Origin of the sequence: Solwaraspora sp. WMMA2101, from assembly GCF_049179175.1 — a bacterium.
Taxonomy (GTDB): domain Bacteria; phylum Actinomycetota; class Actinomycetes; order Mycobacteriales; family Micromonosporaceae; genus Micromonospora_E.
In genome coordinates this window covers 6,092,977-6,110,896 of record NZ_JBMHMA010000006.1, presented here as the reverse complement: position 1 = coordinate 6,110,896, position 17,920 = coordinate 6,092,977, and the positions used below count along the sequence as shown (strand labels likewise).

Annotated in this window: 13 protein-coding genes; 3 read left to right on the top strand and 10 right to left on the bottom strand. The window is 72.3% G+C overall.

Annotation, left to right across the window (positions count from 1 at the left end):
* Window positions 1-104: 104 nt before the first annotated feature.
* The 3 genes from uvrC to uvrA form a co-directional block, all read right to left on the bottom strand.
* The gene (gene uvrC, locus ACN28F_RS28840) at window positions 105-2,075 is read right to left on the bottom strand and encodes an excinuclease ABC subunit UvrC (protein WP_421360636.1); all 1,971 of its coding nucleotides are present in this window, start codon (window positions 2,073-2,075) and stop codon (window positions 105-107) included.
* A gap of 145 nt (window positions 2,076-2,220) precedes the next feature.
* Window positions 2,221-2,727, bottom strand: coding sequence for a Rieske (2Fe-2S) protein (locus ACN28F_RS28835; RefSeq protein WP_289205599.1), 507 nt, complete (start codon window positions 2,725-2,727; stop codon window positions 2,221-2,223).
* 147 nt (window positions 2,728-2,874) lie between these two features.
* Entirely contained in the window at window positions 2,875-5,859 is a 2,985-nt protein-coding gene (gene uvrA / locus ACN28F_RS28830) for an excinuclease ABC subunit UvrA (protein ID WP_421360632.1), read from the bottom strand.
* Window positions 5,860-6,330: 471 nt separating this feature from the next.
* Between uvrA and ACN28F_RS28825 the strand changes: the two genes are divergently transcribed.
* Window positions 6,331-7,413 (top strand): LCP family protein, encoded by a 1,083-nt coding sequence (locus tag ACN28F_RS28825; RefSeq protein WP_289205597.1) that lies wholly within the window; start codon window positions 6,331-6,333, stop codon window positions 7,411-7,413.
* Window positions 7,414-7,478: 65 nt separating this feature from the next.
* Here ACN28F_RS28825 and rsgA read toward each other — a convergent pair whose 3' ends face one another.
* Window positions 7,479-8,546 carry a ribosome small subunit-dependent GTPase A gene (rsgA, locus tag ACN28F_RS28820; RefSeq protein WP_421360629.1) on the bottom strand — a complete coding sequence of 356 codons (1,068 nt, stop codon included), beginning with the start codon at window positions 8,544-8,546 and terminating at the stop codon, window positions 7,479-7,481.
* Between the two features lie 211 nt (window positions 8,547-8,757).
* Here rsgA and ACN28F_RS28815 point away from each other — a divergent pair, with 211 nt between their 5' ends.
* Window positions 8,758-9,411 (top strand): MBL fold metallo-hydrolase, encoded by a 654-nt coding sequence (locus ACN28F_RS28815; RefSeq protein ID WP_289205595.1) that lies wholly within the window; start codon window positions 8,758-8,760, stop codon window positions 9,409-9,411.
* 36 nt (window positions 9,412-9,447) lie between these two features.
* On the opposite strand, the gene ACN28F_RS28810 is transcribed toward ACN28F_RS28815, so the two are convergent.
* The 6 genes from ACN28F_RS28810 to ACN28F_RS28785 all read right to left on the bottom strand — a co-directional run bounded on the left by ACN28F_RS28810 (window position 9,448) and on the right by ACN28F_RS28785 (window position 15,576).
* On the bottom strand, window positions 9,448-9,633 hold the full coding sequence (locus ACN28F_RS28810) for a hypothetical protein (protein ID WP_421360626.1): 186 nt from the start codon (window positions 9,631-9,633) through the stop codon (window positions 9,448-9,450).
* 11 nt (window positions 9,634-9,644) lie between these two features.
* Window positions 9,645-10,784 (bottom strand): Hsp70 family protein, encoded by a 1,140-nt coding sequence (locus ACN28F_RS28805; RefSeq protein WP_421360624.1) that lies wholly within the window; start codon window positions 10,782-10,784, stop codon window positions 9,645-9,647.
* Between the two features lie 159 nt (window positions 10,785-10,943).
* The gene (locus ACN28F_RS28800) at window positions 10,944-11,843 is read right to left on the bottom strand and encodes an SDR family oxidoreductase (RefSeq protein ID WP_289205593.1); all 900 of its coding nucleotides are present in this window, start codon (window positions 11,841-11,843) and stop codon (window positions 10,944-10,946) included.
* Between the two features lie 275 nt (window positions 11,844-12,118).
* On the bottom strand, window positions 12,119-12,937 hold the full coding sequence (locus ACN28F_RS28795; RefSeq protein WP_289205592.1) for a peptidoglycan recognition protein family protein: 819 nt from the start codon (window positions 12,935-12,937) through the stop codon (window positions 12,119-12,121).
* 463 nt (window positions 12,938-13,400) lie between these two features.
* The gene (locus ACN28F_RS28790) at window positions 13,401-15,044 is read right to left on the bottom strand and encodes a CocE/NonD family hydrolase (RefSeq protein ID WP_421360620.1); all 1,644 of its coding nucleotides are present in this window, start codon (window positions 15,042-15,044) and stop codon (window positions 13,401-13,403) included.
* Window positions 15,034-15,576: a MarR family winged helix-turn-helix transcriptional regulator gene (locus tag ACN28F_RS28785; RefSeq protein WP_289205590.1), complete on the bottom strand. Its 543-nt coding sequence runs from the start codon at window positions 15,574-15,576 to the stop codon at window positions 15,034-15,036. The genes ACN28F_RS28790 and ACN28F_RS28785 overlap by 11 nt, the downstream gene beginning before the upstream one ends.
* Window positions 15,577-15,727: 151 nt before the next feature.
* Between ACN28F_RS28785 and ACN28F_RS28780 the strand changes: the two genes are divergently transcribed.
* Window positions 15,728-17,920: an MMPL family transporter gene (locus ACN28F_RS28780; RefSeq protein WP_421360617.1), complete on the top strand. Its 2,193-nt coding sequence runs from the start codon at window positions 15,728-15,730 to the stop codon at window positions 17,918-17,920.

Below are 17,920 nucleotides of genomic sequence, written 5' to 3'. Positions count from 1 at the left end.
GGCCAGGTCGTCGCCCGGGCTCAGGCTGTTCTGCCTCACGGTCCTCCTGCCTGCGGGTGCGCCGCGCGCCAGCTGCGCGGCGGTCGACACCACGGATAGGGATTCTACGGGCGATCCGCGCCGCTATCCGGCGACCCGGCGAGCGCAGCGATGATCGTCTCCGCGGTCCGCCGGCCGATCCCGGGGACTTCGGTGATCTCCTCGACGGTCGCGGCCGCGAGTCGCCGTACCGACCCGAAGTGGCGCAGCAGCGCCTTGCGGCGCACCTCGCCGAGCCCGGGGACCTGGTCCAGGCCGGAGGCGACCATCCGCTTGGACCGCCGCTGCCGGTGGTAGCTGATCGCGAACCGGTGCGCCTCGTCGCGGATGCGTTGCAGCAGGTAGAGCCCTTCGGAGGTACGGGGCAGGATCACCGGGTAGTCGTCGCCGGGCAGCCACACCTCCTCGAGGCGTTTGGCCAGCCCGCACAGCGCCACGTCGTCGATGCCGAGGTCGGCCAGGACCGTCGCGGCGGCCTGCACCTGTGGGGCGCCGCCGTCGACCACGATCAACTGCGGGGGGTACGCGAACCGGCGCGGCCGGCCGGTCTGCGGATCCACCGCCGGGGCGGTCGCCTCCAGCGCGGTCTCCGCCGGGTCCGGCGTACCGTCCGCCTGTTCCTGCCCGGCGGCCGCCTGTTCCGCTGGGGCGCGGTGGCGGGCGAACCGGCGCCGCAGCACCTCGCTCATCGCCGACAGGTCGTCGGTCGCGCCCCGGACCGCGAACCGGCGGTACTCCGCCTTGCGCGGCAGGCCGTCCTCGAAGACCACCAGGCTGGCGACGACGTCGGTGCCCTGGATCTGCGACACGTCGAAACACTCGATGCGCAGCGGCGCGGCGGCCAGCCCGAGCGCCTCGGCGATCTCCTCCAACGCCTGGCCCCGGGTGGTCAGGTCGCTGGCCCGACGCAGCTTGTGCCGGGTCAGCGACTCCCCCGCGTTACGGGCGACGGTCTCCATCAGCGCCCGCTTGTCGCCGCGTTGCGGCACCCGCAGGGTGACCCGGCTGCCCCGGCGCGCGGTCAACCAGTCGGCGAGCGCCGGGGCGTCCGCCGGGAGCTCGGGCACCAGCAGCTCCCGGGGTACGTCGGTCTCACCCTGCTCCGGGCCGTACACCTGGGTGCAGAAGTGGTGCACCAGGTCGGCGGTGGTCAGCTCCTCGACCTTCTCCACCACCCAGCCACGCTGACCGCGCACCCGGCCGCCCCGGACGTGGAACACCTGAACGGCGGCTTCGAGCGGATCCTCGGCGAAGGCCACCACGTCGGCGTCGGTGCCGTCACCGAGCACCACGGTCTGTTTCTCCATGGCCTTGCGCAGCGCGGCGACGTCGTCGCGCAGCCGGGCGGCCCGCTCGAACTCCAGGGCGTCGGAGGCGTCACGCATCTCGCGTTCCAGCCGGCGCACCATCGTGTCGGTCCGGCCCGCCATGAAGTCGCAGAAATCCTCGACGATCGCCCGGTGCCCGGCGGCGTCGATCCGCCCGACGCACGGGGCCGCGCACTTGCCGATGTCACCCAGCAGGCAGGGCCGCCCGACGTGGCCGGCCTGTTTGAAGACCCCGGCCGAGCAGGTCCGGGCGGGAAAGACCCGCAGCAGCAGGTCGAGGGTCTCGCGGATCGCCCAGGCGTGCGAGTACGGGCCGAAGTAGCGCACCCCTTTGCGCTTGGCGCCGCGCATCACCTGCAGCCGGGGGAACTCCTCGTCGAGCGTCACCGCCAGGTAGGGGTAGGACTTGTCGTCGCGGTAGCGGACGTTGAACCGGGGGTCGTACTCCTTGATCCAGAGGTACTCCAGTTGGAGTGCCTCGACCTCGCTGCCGACGGTGACCCAGTCGACCGACGCCGCGGTGGTGACCATCTGCTGAGTGCGCTGATGCAGCTGCCACAGGTCGCCGAAGTAGGAGTTGAGCCGGCTGCGCAGGCTCTTGGCCTTGCCGACGTAGATCACCCGGCCGGTCGGGTCGCGGAACCGGTAGACCCCGGGGGCGTCCGGGATCGTGCCCGGGGCGGGACGGTAGCTGGACGGATCTGGCATCGCCGTGAAGGGTAGTCCAGACCTGTGACAGTACGGAGCGCCCACGACCGCCCGGTGCCGCACGCACCGGGCGACCGTGGGCCGTCTGGGTTGGTCGCGGCGACCACCCGGGCCTGCCCCGGTGGTCGCCGCGCGGGCGGGTGCGTCAGGCCACGGTGAGGCTGTCGCCGTCGACGGTGACCGTCTTCTCCTCCAGCGGAGAGGGGGCCGGGCCGGAGACGACGGATCCGTCCTCGATGGAGAAGCTGCTGAAGTGGCAGGTGCAGTTGATGGTGCCGCCGTCGAGGTTGGCCACCGGGCAGCCCTGGTGGGTGCAGATGTTGCTGAACGCCTTGAACTCGCCCTCGGCGGGCTGGGTCACCACGGCGCCCTGATCGGCCAGGATCACGCCGCCACCGACCGGGACCTCGCTGGTGCTCAGGCCCGCGCCGCCGGAACCGGTGTCCGTGCCGCCGGTCTCCGTACCGCCGGTCTCCGTGCCGCTGGTGGAGTCGCCGCCGGCCGGAGCGTTGGTGGCGCCGTTACCCAGGGTGTCGTCGTCGCCGGTGCCACATGCGGCCAGTGCGACGGTCGCGCCGACCCCACCGGCGCCGATCAGCAGCGCGCGACGGCTGGTCGGGGCGGCGGCGGTCGTCGTCTGGTGCTCAGTCATGCGGATAGCCCTCCTCATTGGTTGCCACGGCTGGTCGTCCGCGGCCACGCCAGTAGACACGGTGACGCGTCACGAACGGTTCATCCCGATATGACGGTAGGGCCATGATTCAGGAAAAGACGTCGACACCGCTGTACGGACGCTGTGTCAATGCTGTACACCCGCTTCGACCGCACGCCGCGCCCCGGCGCCACGCTTCGCCCTGGTCGACGTGCCGGCCGCGCGACCGGTCGCACCGTTGGCCTTGGCGGCGCGGGCGGCGGCGGCGGCCGACCCACCGGCGGCACCGGTGAGCCCGAGGACCGGGCGCAGGAACGCCCCGGTGTGACTCTCCGCCACCTCGGCGACCTCCTCCGGCCGGCCGGTGGCGACCACGGTGCCGCCCCGGTGCCCGCCCTCCGGCCCCATGTCGATCAGCCAGTCCGCGGTCTTGATCACATCGAGGTTGTGCTCGATGACGACCACGGTGTTGCCCTTGTCGACCAGGCCGGCCAGCACCGTCAGCAGCTTGCGGATGTCCTCGAAGTGCAGCCCGGTGGTCGGCTCGTCGAGGACGTAGACCGTCCGCCCGGTCGACCGCTTCTGCAGCTCGGAGGCGAGCTTGACCCGCTGGGCCTCACCGCCGGACAGCGTCGGCGCCGGCTGGCCGAGCCGCACGTAGCCCAACCCGACGTCGACCAGGGTCTTCAGGTGCCGGTGGATCGCCGGAATGGCCTCGAAGAACTCCGCGGCCTCCTCGATCGGCATCTGCAGGATCTCGGCGATGGTGCGGCCCTTGTAGTGCACCTCGAGGGTCTCCCGGTTGTACCGGTCGCCCTTGCAGACCTCGCACGGCACGTAGACGTCCGGCAGGAAGTTCATCTCGATCTTGATGGTGCCGTCGCCGGAGCAGGACTCGCACCGGCCGCCCTTGACGTTGAACGAGAACCGCCCCGGCCCGTAGCCGCGCACCTTCGCCTCGGTGGTCTCGGCGAACAGTCGACGGATGTGGTCGAACACCCCGGTGTACGTCGCCGGGTTCGACCGGGGGGTGCGCCCGATCGGCGACTGGTCGACCCCGACAACCTTGTCCACGTGCTCGAGCCCGCTGATCCGGGTGTGCCGGCCCGGCACCAGCCGGGCGTTGTTGATCTGGTTGGCCAGCACGGTGTAGAGGATGTCGTTGACCAGGGTCGACTTGCCCGAGCCGCTGACCCCGGTCACCGCGATGAGCTGGCCGAGCGGGAACGGCACGGTCAGGTTGCGCAGGTTGTGCTCCCGCGCGCCGTGCACCACCAGCTCCCGTCCGGCGGTGACCGGCCGCCGGCTGGCCGGCACCGGGATGACCCTGCGACCTGACAGGTACGCCCCGGTCAGCGACTCGTCGCTGGTCAGCAGCTCGTCGACCGGGCCGCTGTGCACGATCCGACCGCCGTGCTCACCGGCGCCGGGCCCGATGTCGACGATCCAGTCGGCGGTGCGGATGGTGTCCTCGTCGTGCTCCACGACGATCAGCGTGTTGCCCAGCCCTCGCAGCCGTACCAGGGTCTCGATCAGCCGGTGGTTGTCCCGCTGGTGCAGGCCGATCGACGGCTCGTCGAGCACGTACAGCACCCCGACCAGGCCGGAGCCGATCTGGGTGGCGAGCCGGATCCGCTGTGCCTCGCCGCCGGAGAGGGTGCCGGCGGCCCGGTCCAGCGACAGGTAGTCCAGGCCGACGTCGACCAGGAACCGCAGCCGGGCGTTGATCTCCTTGAGGACCCGCTCGGCGATCAGCTTCTGCCGGTCGGTCAGGGTCAGCCCGGCCAGCAGGTCGGCGCAGTCACCGACCGACAGCGCGGTCACCTCGGCGATGTTGCGCCCGGCGACGGTGACGGCCAGCACCTCGGGCTTGAGCCGGGCCCCGCCGCAGGAACCGCAGGGCACGTCGCGCATGTAGCCCTCGTACTTGTCCCGGGACCACTCCGACTCGGTGTCGGTGTGCCGGCGCTCGATCCACTGCACCACGCCCTCGAAGCCGGTGTAGTAGGAGCGCTCCCGTCCGTACTTGTTGCGGTAGCGCACGTGCACCTGGTCCTCGGAGCCGTACAGGATGGTCTTCTGCACCCTGCTGGGCAGCTTGCGCCACGGGGTGTCCAGGTCGAAGTGCTCGGCCTCGCCGAGGGCGGCGAGCAACCGGGCGAAGTACTCCTGGGTCTGCCCGCCGGCCCACGGCGCGATCGCGCCGTCGCGCAGGGTGCGCTCCTCGTCCGGGACGACCAGCTCGGCGTCGACCTCCTTCTTGGTGCCCAGCCCGACGCACTCCGGGCAGGCACCGTACGGGGCGTTGAAGGAGAAGACCCGTGGCTCCAGGTCCTCGATCGCCAACGGGTGGTCGTTGGGGCAGGCCAGGTGCTCCGAGTAGCGGCGTTCCCGGCCCGGGTCACCCTCGGCGAGGTCGACGAAGTCGAGCAGCACGATCCCGCCGGCCAGGCCCAGCGCCGACTCCACCGAGTCGGTCAGCCGGCGGCGGGCACCCGGCTTGACGGTCAGCCGGTCGACGACCACCTCGATGGTGTGCTTCTCCTGCTTCTTCAACTTCGGCGGCTCGGTCAGCGGGTGCACCACACCGTCGACCCGGGCCCGGGCGTACCCCTTGGCCTGCAGGTCGGCGAAGAGGTCGACGTACTCGCCCTTGCGGCCGCGCACCACCGGCGCGAGCACCATGAACCGGGTGCCCTCGGGCATGGCCAGGACCCGGTCGACGATCTGCTGCGGGGTCTGCCGGGAGATCCGCTCGCCACAGACCGGGCAGTGCGGCTCGCCGACCCGGGCGAAGAGCAACCGCAGGTAGTCGTAGACCTCGGTGATCGTGCCGACGGTCGACCGGGGGTTGCGGGAGGTCGACTTCTGGTCGATCGAGACCGCCGGCGACAACCCTTCGATGAAGTCGACGTCCGGTTTGTCCATCTGACCGAGGAACTGCCGGGCGTACGACGACAGCGACTCCACGTACCGCCGCTGCCCTTCGGCGAAGATGGTGTCGAAGGCGAGGCTGGACTTTCCCGAGCCGGACAGGCCGGTGAACACGATCAGCGCGTCACGGGGCAGGTCGAGACTGACGTCGCGAAGGTTGTGCTCGCGCGCGCCACGGATGATCAATCGGTCGGCCACGGTCCGCCTGCTCCTGTGAAGAGGTATTCGTGTCAGGTCCGGCCGGCTGTGCCGTGCGGTGCACGGCAGCACGACCGAGGGTGTGCTGAGCGGTTCTACTTGAGCGGGTGGTGCGCGGATCGCCGGGGCTCCAGGGGCGCCGGGGCCCGGTCGACACGTCGCACGCCAGCGGCAACTGTAGCCCCGGGGTCCGACAAGTTCGTCCGACGCGCCTGGTCCCCCGATCGGGGGACGGCCCGGCTGGTCGGCGGAATCCCGCCCCACCGGCCGCAACAACCGGCATACTCCACATATTGGTCAAGTCACCTTTGACCTCGCGTGGAGTCGGGGGTTCCTCCACGCGTCAGCGGGCCGGCCCGTCCGATCGGGGGGTGGGACGGGTCGGCCCCTCCCCCGTACCGGGGCGGACCAGCAAGGATCAGCCGAGCCGACAGTGTCGACGGGACCGATCGCGACGTACCGTCTGATTCCATGCCGTCACCGGTCGCGAACAGCGACGACCCGCCCGCCGTGCCGCCCACGGCCGCCGATGCACCGGCCCCGGACGCCGCACCGGCCCCGCCGCCGCGACCCCGGCGCGGGCTGCGCTGGCTGCGCCTGACCGCGCTGATCCTCGGGCTGTCGCTGCTGCTGGTGATCGGCGGTACGGCGACCGCCGGCTGGCTCTACGCCCGCTCGGTCGAGTCACGGGTCGACAAGGTGGAGATCTTCGACACGCTGCCCGAGGCGCAGCGGCCGGTGAAGGCCGTGGAGCAGGCCCGCAACTTCCTGATCGTCGGCAGTGACTCCCGTGACCCGGAGACGGTCGGCTCCCGCACCGACACCATCATCCTGGCCCACCTGCCGGCGCAGCGCGACAGCGTGCAGCTGGTCTCGATCCCCCGGGACACCTGGGTCACCGTGCCGGACCCCGACGGCACCGGCGACGGCCGGGAAGACAAGATCAATTCCGCGTACGCCACCGGCGGCACGCCGCTGCTGGTGCAGACCGTGGAGGCGTTCACCGGTGTCCGCATCGACCACGTCGTGCTGATCGACTTCGGCGGCTTCGCCGAGATCATCGACGCGGTCGGCGGCATCGACCTCGCCGTCGACGAGCCGTTCACCTCGGTCCACCCGCCGTACCGGCAGTTCACCCCCGGTCTGCAGCACATGGACGGGCAGACGGCCCTGGACTACGCCCGCCAGCGCAAGCAGTTCGCCGACGGCGACTTCACCCGGATGCGCCACCAGCAGGAGATCATCGCGGCGGTACTGGACCAGGCACGCGGCAGTGGCCTGCTCACCGACCCCGGCCGACTGAACGACTTCCTGCGGGCCACCGCCGACGCGGTCAGCGTGGACGAGGCCACCTCGGTGTTCGACACGATCTGGGCGCTACGCCAGCTGCGCAGCGCCGACCTGACCATGCTCACGTCGCCGTCGTCGGGCACCGGGCAGCGGGCCGGGCAGAGCGTCGTGTTCCCCGACGACGAGGTGGCCGCATCCCTGTACGCAGCGGTCCGTGCCGACACCGTCGACGACTGGCTGCGCGAACACCCGACCGGCGGCTGACCGCCGGGCCGGCAGCTCACCAGGTGGTGAACTGCCGGCCCGGCGACCCGGGCCGGCCGGGTGGCTCAGGCCGGCCGGTGTCGTCCCCGGTGCTCCTTGGTGATCCGCTTCCACTTGGCCCGTTCGGCGGCGGCCAACCGGGCGTCCCGGCGACGCATCTCGTAGGCCACCTCCCGCTGCAGCCGCTGCCAGCTCTCCCAGCGACGTACCGGCAGCTCGCCGGAGTCCAACGCGGCCCGCACCGCGCAGCCCGGCTCGGTGCCGTGCCCGCAGTCGGCGAACCGGCACTCCGTCGCCAGTTGCGCCACGTCGGCGAAGGCCTCGTCCAGGCCGTCGGCGGCGTCCAGCAGGCCCACCGCACGCACCCCCGGGGTGTCCAGCACCGCGCCACCGCCAGGAATCGGGATCAACGCCCGGTACGTGGTGGTGTGCCGGCCCTTGCCGTCGACCCGACGAATCTGCTGGGTGCCCATCACCTCGGCCCCGGCGAGCGCGTTGACCAGGGTCGACTTGCCGGCACCGGACGGGCCGAGCAGGCCGAGGGTGCGCCCGGCGGCCACGTACGGACGGACCTGCGCCAGCCCGTCGCCGCGTTGCGCGCTGACCGCGATCACCGGCACCCCCGGTGCCACGGCGGCCAGCGACCCGGCCACCGCCGCCGGGTCGGCGGCGGCGTCGCACTTGGTGAGCAGCACCACCGGTGCGGCGCCGGACTCCCAGGCAAGGGCGAGAAACCGTTCGACCCGGCCCACGTCGGGGGCCGGATGCATCGGTTCGACGACCGCCGCGGTGTCGATGTTGGCGGCCAGGACCTGGCCGGAGGAGTCCTTCCCGGCGGTACGCCGGACCAGCGTGGTCCGCCGGGGCAGCACCCGTTGCGCGGTGATCCGCTGGTCCGGCCACCGCCGCACGGTCACCCAGTCCCCGGCGCAGGGCAGCGCCACCGGATCGGCGGCCGCCGCGGTCAGGACGGCACCGGCGATGCTCGCGCGCACCGGGCCGTCAGCGGTCAGTACGGTGCACACGCCCCGGTCCACCCGGGTGACCCGGCCCGGGCGGTCACCGGCGTCGACAGTGGTCAGGGCACGGTCGTAGGAGGCGTCCCAACCGAGGGACGCGAGGTCGAACGTCATGGGGAACCCTTGTCAGGTCGAGGGGCACCGGCCGGCCGGGACGGCCGGTCGGCACCGGAGGAAAGGACGGGCGGGCGTACCGCAGCGCACGGGCACGGTCGCCATCACCTCCTTCCCACGAGTTCTGCCTGACGCGTCGGAGCAACGGTAACCTTCACCCGGCAGCCCGGGAAACCCAATTCCGCCGGGCCACGACCAGCAGGAGGTTGCGGTGTCCTACTCGGGAGACGTCACCGTCGGCGGACCGCCGGACACCCGGGAGCTGAGCACCCTGACCATCACCAAGGTCGCGGTCGGCCCGATGGACAACAACGCGTACCTGCTTCGCTGCCGGCGGACCGGCGAGCAGCTGCTGATCGACGCGGCCAACGAGGCACCCCGGCTGCTGGAGCTGGCCGGCGCGGCGGGCCTCGCCACCGTGGTCACCACGCACCAGCACATGGACCACTGGGTGGCCCTGGAGGAAGTGGTCACCGCGACCGGCGCTGCCTCGCTGGCCCACCCGGCCGACGCCGACGGCCTGCCGCTGGTCACCGCCACCGTCGCCGACGGCGACCGGATCACCGTCGGCGACGGCGAGTTGGAGGTCGTCCACCTGGTCGGGCACACCCCCGGCTCAATCGCCCTGCTGCACCGCGATCCCGATGGTGTCCCGCACCTTTTCACCGGTGATGCCTTGTTCCCTGGCGGGGTCGGCAACACCCGTGGCGACCAGCGCGACTTCGCCGCCCTGCTCGACGACGTCGAGCACAAGCTGTTCGACCGGCTGCCCGACGACACCTGGTTCTACCCCGGGCACGGCAAGGATTCCACTCTCGGTGCCGAACGCCCGGCGCTGCCGACCTGGCGGGCCCGCGGCTGGTGAGTGTCCCGCCCGGCGGCCGGACCGTCGGGCGGGACGTCAGTCGGCCGCGGCCGTCGCCGTGATCCGTACCGCCTCGAACGTGTAGTTGCCCTGGCTGCTGGCGACGAGCAGGCGCCCAGCGGTGCAGCGGTACTCCTGTGGTTCCAGGAAGAACGGTGCGTCCTGGCTGTCGATCACGGTGCCGTTGCGGCGCAGCTCGCCGGTCGACCTGTCGCTCACCATCGACAGCAGCATCACCGTGCCGTCGGCGTCGTAGCGCAGGGTGGCGGTCCCCCGGGTCTGGCTGGCGTAGGTGTCACCGCCGTAGGTGGCGACGACCGGTTTCGTCTCGGCGTAGTCGAAGGTGTAGGTGTTGTCCGCCGCATAGGTGAGGAGGGTGTCGGCACCTCCGACGTACGGAACCCGTTCGCCGTCGATGAGACCGTGCGTGGTGTTGTAGACGATGCGCCAGGTGCCCAGCAGGCACGGGTCGACGCCGGGCGGGTAGCTGGGCGACGGACTCGGCGTCGGCGAGGAGTCGAGGTCGGGAGTGGGAGTCGGCTCGGCCGTACCTGACGTGTTGTCGGCTCGGCCGTACCTGACGTGTTGTCGTCGCGGGCGGACAGCGCGGTGGCCCCGACGGCGAGGACCCCGAGGGCGACCACGGTGGCCAGGCCGATCAGCCCGATCCGCCGGACCCGGGTGCGGTCCGGCCGGGCCGGTGACCCGACCTGCCCGGCCGGCGCCTGGGCTGATGCCGGTGCCTGGGCTGGTGGCGGCTGTGGTGCGACCGCCGACGCAGGGCGGTCGACCGGCACCCGCAGGCTGCCCTCGGCCACGGCAAGTTCCGGTTGGTCGACGGTGCTGGCGACGATGCCGAACGCCCGGTGCAGTGCGGTGGACACCACCGGCATCCGGCTGGCACCGCCGGCCAGCAGGATCGCTGCGAGGTCGGTGACGTCCACCCCGGCGTCACGCAGTAGCCGGCCGACCGTTTCGACGGTCCGGCCGATGACCGGCGCGGCCAACTCGTCGAGCGTCTCCCGCCCCAGCGGTACGTCGAGTTCGAGCAGCGGCAGGTGAATCTGGGTGGTCACGGTCCGCGACAGCATCTCCTTGCCGGCCCGGACGTTCTCCCACAACTGTCGACGGGCCCGGCGGTCCGTCGCGGTCGCCGGCCGGTCCAGCCGCTGCCAGACGTCGCTGTCGCCGACCGCCGCCGTCAGGTGCCGCACGATGGCCGCGTCGATGTCCAGCCCGCCGCAGTCGGCGACCACCCGTTCCAGCACCGCCCGGTACAGCCGCGACACCGCGACCTCCGTGCCGCCGAGCAGGACCGACTCGTCGTCGACCCGCTGCTTCGGGTACGGCTCGAAGGCTTCCGGCATCGACATCGCCGTGTGGTACGCGTCCCGGCCGACCAGGACTCGCCCGGTGGGCTGGAGGTGCCGAAGTCGATGCCCACCCGGGCGATGCCGGCCTGACGCGCTGCGGTCACCGGCTCGCGGTATCGAACGCCGGCACACCCGTACGGTCGCCGACGCCCGACGATGTCACACGGTACGGCGGCCACCTGTCACGGCGAGCACCTCGCCAGTGGTGTAACTGGACTCGGCCGAGGCGAAGAAGACGAACGACGGAGCGAGCTCCGCCGGCTGCGCCGGCCGGCCGATCGGCGTCTGGGTGCCGAACTTCTCCACCGCCTCCGGCGGCATGGTCGCCGGGATCAGTGGGGTCCAGACCGGACCGGGCGCCACCGAGTTGACCCGGATCCCCTGGTCGACCAGGTTCGCCGCCAGTCCCTTGGTGAAGTTGACGATGCCCGCCTTGGTGGTGGCGTAGTCCAGCAGCGGCGGCGAGGGGTCGAACGCCTGGATCGAGGAGGTGTTGATGATGCTGGAGCCCGGTGGCATGTGCGGGACCGCCGCCCTGCAGATCCAGAACATCGCGTACAGGTTGGTCTTGAGCACCCGGTCGAACTGTTCGGTGGTGATCTCGGCGATGCCCTTCTCCTGCGCCATCTGGTAGGCGGCGTTGTTGACCAGGATGTCGATGCCGCCGAGTTCCTCGACGGCCCGGCGCACCAGATCCACGCACTGCTGTTCCTCGGTGATGTCGCCGGGCACCGGCACCGCCCGCCGGCCGGCCTGTTCGATCAGCCGGACGGTTTCCCGGGCGTCGCGTTCCTCCTGGGGCAGGTAGGAGATGACGACGTCGGCGCCTTCCCGGGCGAACGCGAGCGCCACCGCCCGGCCGATGCCCGAGTCCCCGCCGGTGATCACCGCCCGCCGGTCGGTCAGCTTGCCGGTGCCCTGGTAGGTCTGCTCGCCGTGGTCCGGTGGCGGGTCCATCTGCGCCCCGGTGCCGGGCGGGCGCTGCTGCTGCACCGGCTGGCCCTGCTGTTGCCCGTACCGCTCGGTGGGGTCCTGGCGGGTGTGCTGGCTGTCGCCCATGGTCGCGCTCCTCGGGTCGGCGACGGGAAGCTGTGCGCTCCGCAGGCCCTACCCGGGGCGACCGGAACGGAAACCAACCGGGCGGTGCCGGGGCGCGGGCGCCGTCGTCGGGCCCGGCGCAGGTTTGGAACCGGTCGTGACGGGCATCCGCCGCCCACGCGGGTCCACGTGGGCAACGGGGTCCGCGAGAGTGGGGAACGACGAACCGGCACGGGACGGGCACCTGGTCGGGCGGTCCGGCCCGGTCGTGGGTCGGACCGCCCGGACCGCACCGGTCAGTTCTGCAGGAACCCCTGGGACACCCGCGCCTCGGCGAGCAGTCGGGCGCAGGCGCTCGGCTCGGACTCGGTGATGGTGGGTACGGCGTCGTCGCCGGTGAGGCTGCGCAGGAAGGCGAGCTCGGCGGGACCGATGTGCCGCACCTTGCCGCTGTCGTGGACGACGAAGATCGGGTTCGGGGTCTGGGTGGTGCACTGCACGAGATACATGACGTTGTCTCCCGGGTCGTCGAGGTCGTCGATAATCCACCGTGGACGCGGTGGCGTCGGTGGACGGGTCGCGGTGATGATCTGCGCCGCCCGGGCGACGATCGCCGGCTTCTGGGCCACGATCGCCGGGCCGGGGCACTGCGAGTGCCCCCAGTCGAATCCGTGCTCGGCGCCCATGCTGTGGTGGCCGAGTCCGCGCTCGCGCGGGCTGTTCGCGTTGCGGACCGGGATGCCGTGTTCCCGGTGCGAACGGGCGAGCAACTGGGCGTTGGCCTCCAGTTGTTGTGGGGTCAGCCGGTCCGGTAGGAACCCTTCGTTCTCGATGCTGAGCCAGGTGCGGTTGCCGGCCCGCTGGGTCCACGCCCGGATCTCGGTGTCCACCATCTGGGCGACCCGCCCGTCCTTGGCCACCACGAAGTGTGACGACACCCGCGACGCCGGATTGCGTTGCCACGCGATCGTGCCCTCGAAGTAGCCGGCGGCGATGTGCACGACGATGCCATGGTGTTCGTCGAGCCGGTCCTGCGGCTCGTCGAGCGCGCCGGTGCCGTTGCCGCTGTTGACGGTGGGACCCCGCCAGGTCGCGAGATCGGTCCAGATTCCCATGTGGCAGGCCTCCTTTCCCAGCCGGTGGTACGTCGGTGGAGTCGCAGGTCCCGGCTCCCCGGCTGTCTGGACAGGGCCGGACACGACCGGTCGACCGGTCCGGCGCGGATGGGATCGTCTGGTGCCGGATCGACGCTCCGGTCGACACCGGCGGGAAGGTGGGACCGACTCGCACCCGCCAGCCGGGTGGATCCTGGGCGCTCCGCCGGGTTACCGGCACCCGCAGCCTGATCCACTGTGACCACCGGCCGGCCGGGTCGGTGGCTCACCTCGCACCGGGCCCCGTCCGGCGGTCGGTCCACCTGATCCCCCAGCGCCGTCGGCCCGGCGACGGGGACCGTTGTACGGTGCCCTGCTCCGAGAATAGCGTGATCGACAAGCTTCTGACCAGCGTAAATAACTCAGAGTATGCAAATCAAAGCAACACGTGGCGAGGAGTCCGCCCAGTCGTGGAAGTTGCGCGTCAGTCCACTGTGATTGCAAGCCGGACCGCCGACGGACGCTGCGGATCATGGAAGATCCACCGCTGGCCGGCCCGCAGCCGGGTGGCGCGGCCGAGCGGCTCACCGGTACCGGGGTTGCGCGCCCACCGGGGATGCGCCCCACCGCTGACCTGCAGCCGCAGCCGCTCACCAGGAGCGAACCGGCAGGCGGTCGGCCACAGCGTCACGACGACCGGCCGCTCGTCGAGGTCAGGACCGACGACATCCGGGTCGACTCTGGACAGTCCGTCACAGACATTGAACGACCGACCCCACCGGTCGACCCGGCACAACCGCACGAAGACGTCGAAGTACGGCACCGAACTGCGCACGTACACCTCGGCGGTGACCGGACCGATCACCTCGACCGGCCGGTCGAGCACCGCACTGGTGTAGGTCAGCACGTCGGCCCGGGCCTCCAGCACCCGGTTGTCCCGTACGCCGGCACGCTGGGCGACCAGCAGGGCACCGCCGAGCGACGGCGTCGGATCGGCCGGGTCGTACCGGTGCTGGTCCGGCTCGCAAGCCGGTGGCACCGCCCGGTCCAGCCGGCCGCCCGGCCACAGGTACCACCGGGTCGGGGTGGCCGGCGGCGGCCAGTCGTCGAGTTCGCGCCAGCCGGCACCGGCGACGTGCACCTGGACCGGGAGGCCCGCCACCGGCGGCGGCCCGTCGTCCGGCAGCTCAGGGTCCGGCAGCTCATCGCCCGGCGGCCCGGCGTCGAGGTGGGCGCCGAAGAACCGCACCGCCTCGCGCGCGGCGGTGACGAACAGGCCGGGGCTGCCGTGCGTCCACGGGCCGACCACCAGCCGGGGCCGGCGGCCTGCGGCACGCAACGTGGCGTAGTCAGCCAACTGGGCGGGCAGGAAGATGTCGTGCCAGCCGGTGACCATCGACACCGGCGCGACGACCCGGTCGATCTCCCGGTCGAACATCCGGGGCAGCCAGTACGGCGCGGCCGGCCGATGCTCGGCCAGCCACTGCTGAAAGAACGGCACGGTGGCACCGGTGGCGACCCGGTCCGCCTCGGCCAGCGGCAGGTGCGCCAGACCGGCGACCAGTCGGGGCTGACCCCGGCGCAACTCCCGCTGGCGGGTCAGCCACGGCACCTGCTGGGCAGCCAGCAGCTCGGCCCAGGTCAGCACGGTGTCCAGCGAGAACGCACCGCCGGCGTAGGTGGAGTCCCGGGTCTGCGCGGCGGTGACGACGGCGACCATGGCCCGCAGGTCCCCGCCGCAGTGGGCGGCCGTGGCCCACTGCCCGAAGCCCTGGTAGCTGATCCCGAAGGTGCCCAGCCGCCCGTCGTACCAGGGCTGGCAGCGCAGCCAGGCCAGGGTGTCGAGCCCGTCGGCGCGCTCGTGCAGCAACGGCTCGAACACCCCGTCGGAGCCGAACGTGCCCCGGCACGACTGCACCACGCAGTGCCAGCCCCGGCGGGCGAAGAGCAGACCGAGCAGCCGGATCGGCCCGCCCCGGCCGTACGGGGTGCGGATCAGGACGGTGGCCGCCGCGCCGCCGCCGGGTGGCACGTAGTGGTCGGTCCGCAGCCGCAACCCGTCCCGGGTCCGCACCGACAGGTCACGGCGCACCCGGACCCGGCCGGGCCATCGCCGGTCAGCGGGCACCGTCGCCGCCGTCGGTCTGCCGGTCACCGGCCCGGGCGGCGGCACGGACCTCGTCGCGGTGCGCCCGGGTCGACTCGCCCATCGCGGCCAGGAACCGGCGGACCGTCTCCAGCTCGTCGTCGGTGAACTCGGCCATCACCGCGTCGGTACGCCGGCCCAGCGGCGCGAAGAACTCCCGGGCCAGCCGGGCGCCGTCGGGGGCGTACCGGAGCCGGACCTTGCGCCGGTCGCCGGGGTCCCGGTCGCGGTGCAGGTGCCCGGCCCGTTCCAGCCGGTCGACCAGGGCGGTGACCGAACTGGAGGTGAGGTTCAACTGGGTCGCCAGCCCGCCCGGGGTGATCGGCTCGCCGGACTGCTCGGCGTCCATCACGGCGATCAGCGCCTGCAGATCGGTGGCGTGCAGGTGGTGCAGGGCCGCGAAGGCGTGACCGACGTGACCCGCCTCGACCGTGTACCCCCGCAGCCGGCGGACGATCTCCGCGACCACCGCCTGCCGGCCACTCGGCCGGGGTCCCCATACGCCGGCGTCCAACCGTCGTCCTCCGTTCCGCTGTTGTCGAAACCCTATCCCAGACCCGCTATAGTCTCGACCAACGAGATATTCGATGGTCGAGCTTTCTGCCCGAGCGGGTGACGCACCCACCCGGCGGAGCCGACCACCCCGGCGAGCGACGAGGACACCGATGGGCACCACAGTTGGCACGAGGCTCACCGCGATCATCTGCGGCAGATGGAGCGCATGGCTGGTCCTGCTCACCATGGCGGCCTTCTCCGCCCTGGTGATCGGCTTCGCCGGCGACCCCCGTACCGGCAACGACCCCACCGGGGCGCTCCCCGACACCGCCGAGTCGGCCCAGGTCGCCGAACTGCGCAGGCAGTTGCCCGGCGGACAGGTAAACCCCGCCCTCGTCGTCTACTCCCGCGACGGCCAACCGCTGACCGCCGCCGACGACGCGGCGATCGCCGCCGACCGCGAGGCCTTCGCCCGCGAGGCCGTCGGTGAGATCAGCCCACCGGTGTACGCCCCGGACCGCACCGCCGCCCTGGTCGCCGTCCCACTCCCGGCCGAGATCGACCCCGTGGCGCTCGGCGACATCGTCGACCGGCTCCGCGCGCAGGCCCGCGCCGACCTGCCCGCCGGGGCCACCGCGCAACTCACCGGCGGGGCCGGCTTCACCGCCGACGTCGCCGCCGCCTTCGACGGCGCCAACTTCACCCTGCTCGCCGCCACCGTCGCCGTCGTCGCCGCCCTACTGCTGATCACCTACCGCAGCCCCTGGCTCTGGCTGGTCCCGCTCGCCGTGGTCGGCACTGCCGACGTGGTCAGCAACGGACTCATCGCCATCGTCAGCCGCGCCATCGACCTACGGATCGACGCCTCCACCACCGGCATCGTCGACGTGCTCGTCTTCGGCGCCGGCACCAACTACGCCCTTCTGCTCATCGCCCGCTACCGCGAGGAACTACGCCGCGTACCCGACCGCCGGCAGGCGCTGCGCCGGGCGCTGAGCTCCGCCGGACCAGCTATCACCGCCAGCGCCATGACCGTCGTGCTCAGCCTGCTCACCCTGCTCGCCGCCGTACTGGCCAACGACCGCGCCATCGGCGTCGCCGGCGCCGTCGGCATCACCACCGCCATGGTGTACGGCCTGGTCGTACTACCCGCCGCGCTGTCGGTCTGCGGCCGGGGCCTGTTCTGGCCGTTCATCCCCCGCCCCGGCCAGCCCGACCCCACCCGCACCGGGCTGTGGGCCCGCGCCGGCAACCTGGTCAGCCGTCGCCCCCGCACCGTGCTCGCCGGCTCCCTGCTGCTGCTCGCCGTCCTCGCCACCGGCCTGCTCGACGCCCGGCTCGGGCTGAGCAAGACCGAACAGTTCCGGGTCAGCGCCGAATCCATCGACGGGCTGGCCACCCTGTCCCGGTCGTTCCCGTCCGGCACCGCCGACCCGGTGATCGTCGTCGCCGACGCCGCCCGCACCCCTGCGGTGCTGGCCGCCGTCGAATCGGTCGACGGGGTCGCCAGTGCCCGACCCGCTGGCGGCGACGACGACCTCGCCGTCATCGAGGTGGTGCTGGAGGCAGAACCGGACAGCACCGAGAGCTACCAGGCGATCACCGAACTGCGGACCGCGCTCGACGCCGTACCGAAGGCCGACGCCCTCGTCGGCGGCTCCGTCGCCACGAACCTCGACACCCGCGACGCCGCCCTGCGCGACCTGCGGGTCGTCGTACCCCTGGTGCTGGTGGTGGTCCTGGCGGTGCTGATCCTGCTGCTGCGCTCCATCGTCGCGCCGCTGATCCTGGTCGGTACGGTGGTCGCCACCTTCTTCGCCGCCCTCGGCGCCGCCACCACCCTGTTCACCCAGGTCCTCGGCTACCCGGCGTTGGACACCAGCGTCCCGCTGCTGTCCTTCCTGTTCCTGGTCGCCCTCGGCGTCGACTACAACATCTTCCTGACCACCCGGGCCCGCGAGGAGGCCCCCGTCGAGGGCACCCGGCAGGGCATGCGGACCGCCCTGGCCGTCACCGGCGGCGTCATCACCAGCGCCGGCATCCTGCTCGCGGCGGTCTTCGCGGTCCTCGGCGTCCTGCCGCTGGTCACCCTCACCGAGATCGGCATCATCGTCGGGTTCGGCGTGCTGCTCGACACCCTGCTGGTCCGGACCCTGCTGGTGCCCGCGATCGCCATGGTGCTCGGCCGACGCTTCTGGTGGCCCAGCGCGCTGGCCCGCCGACCCGACCCGGAGCCCGCTGCGGCGGGCGGCGGAGCCGGCCCCGAGCCGGCGTCGACGAGCGTCGGAACCGGCGCGCAGCCCGCTGCGGCGAGCGTCTCTGCCGACCCAATGCCGGGCCGGCACGCCGATACCGGAGGATAG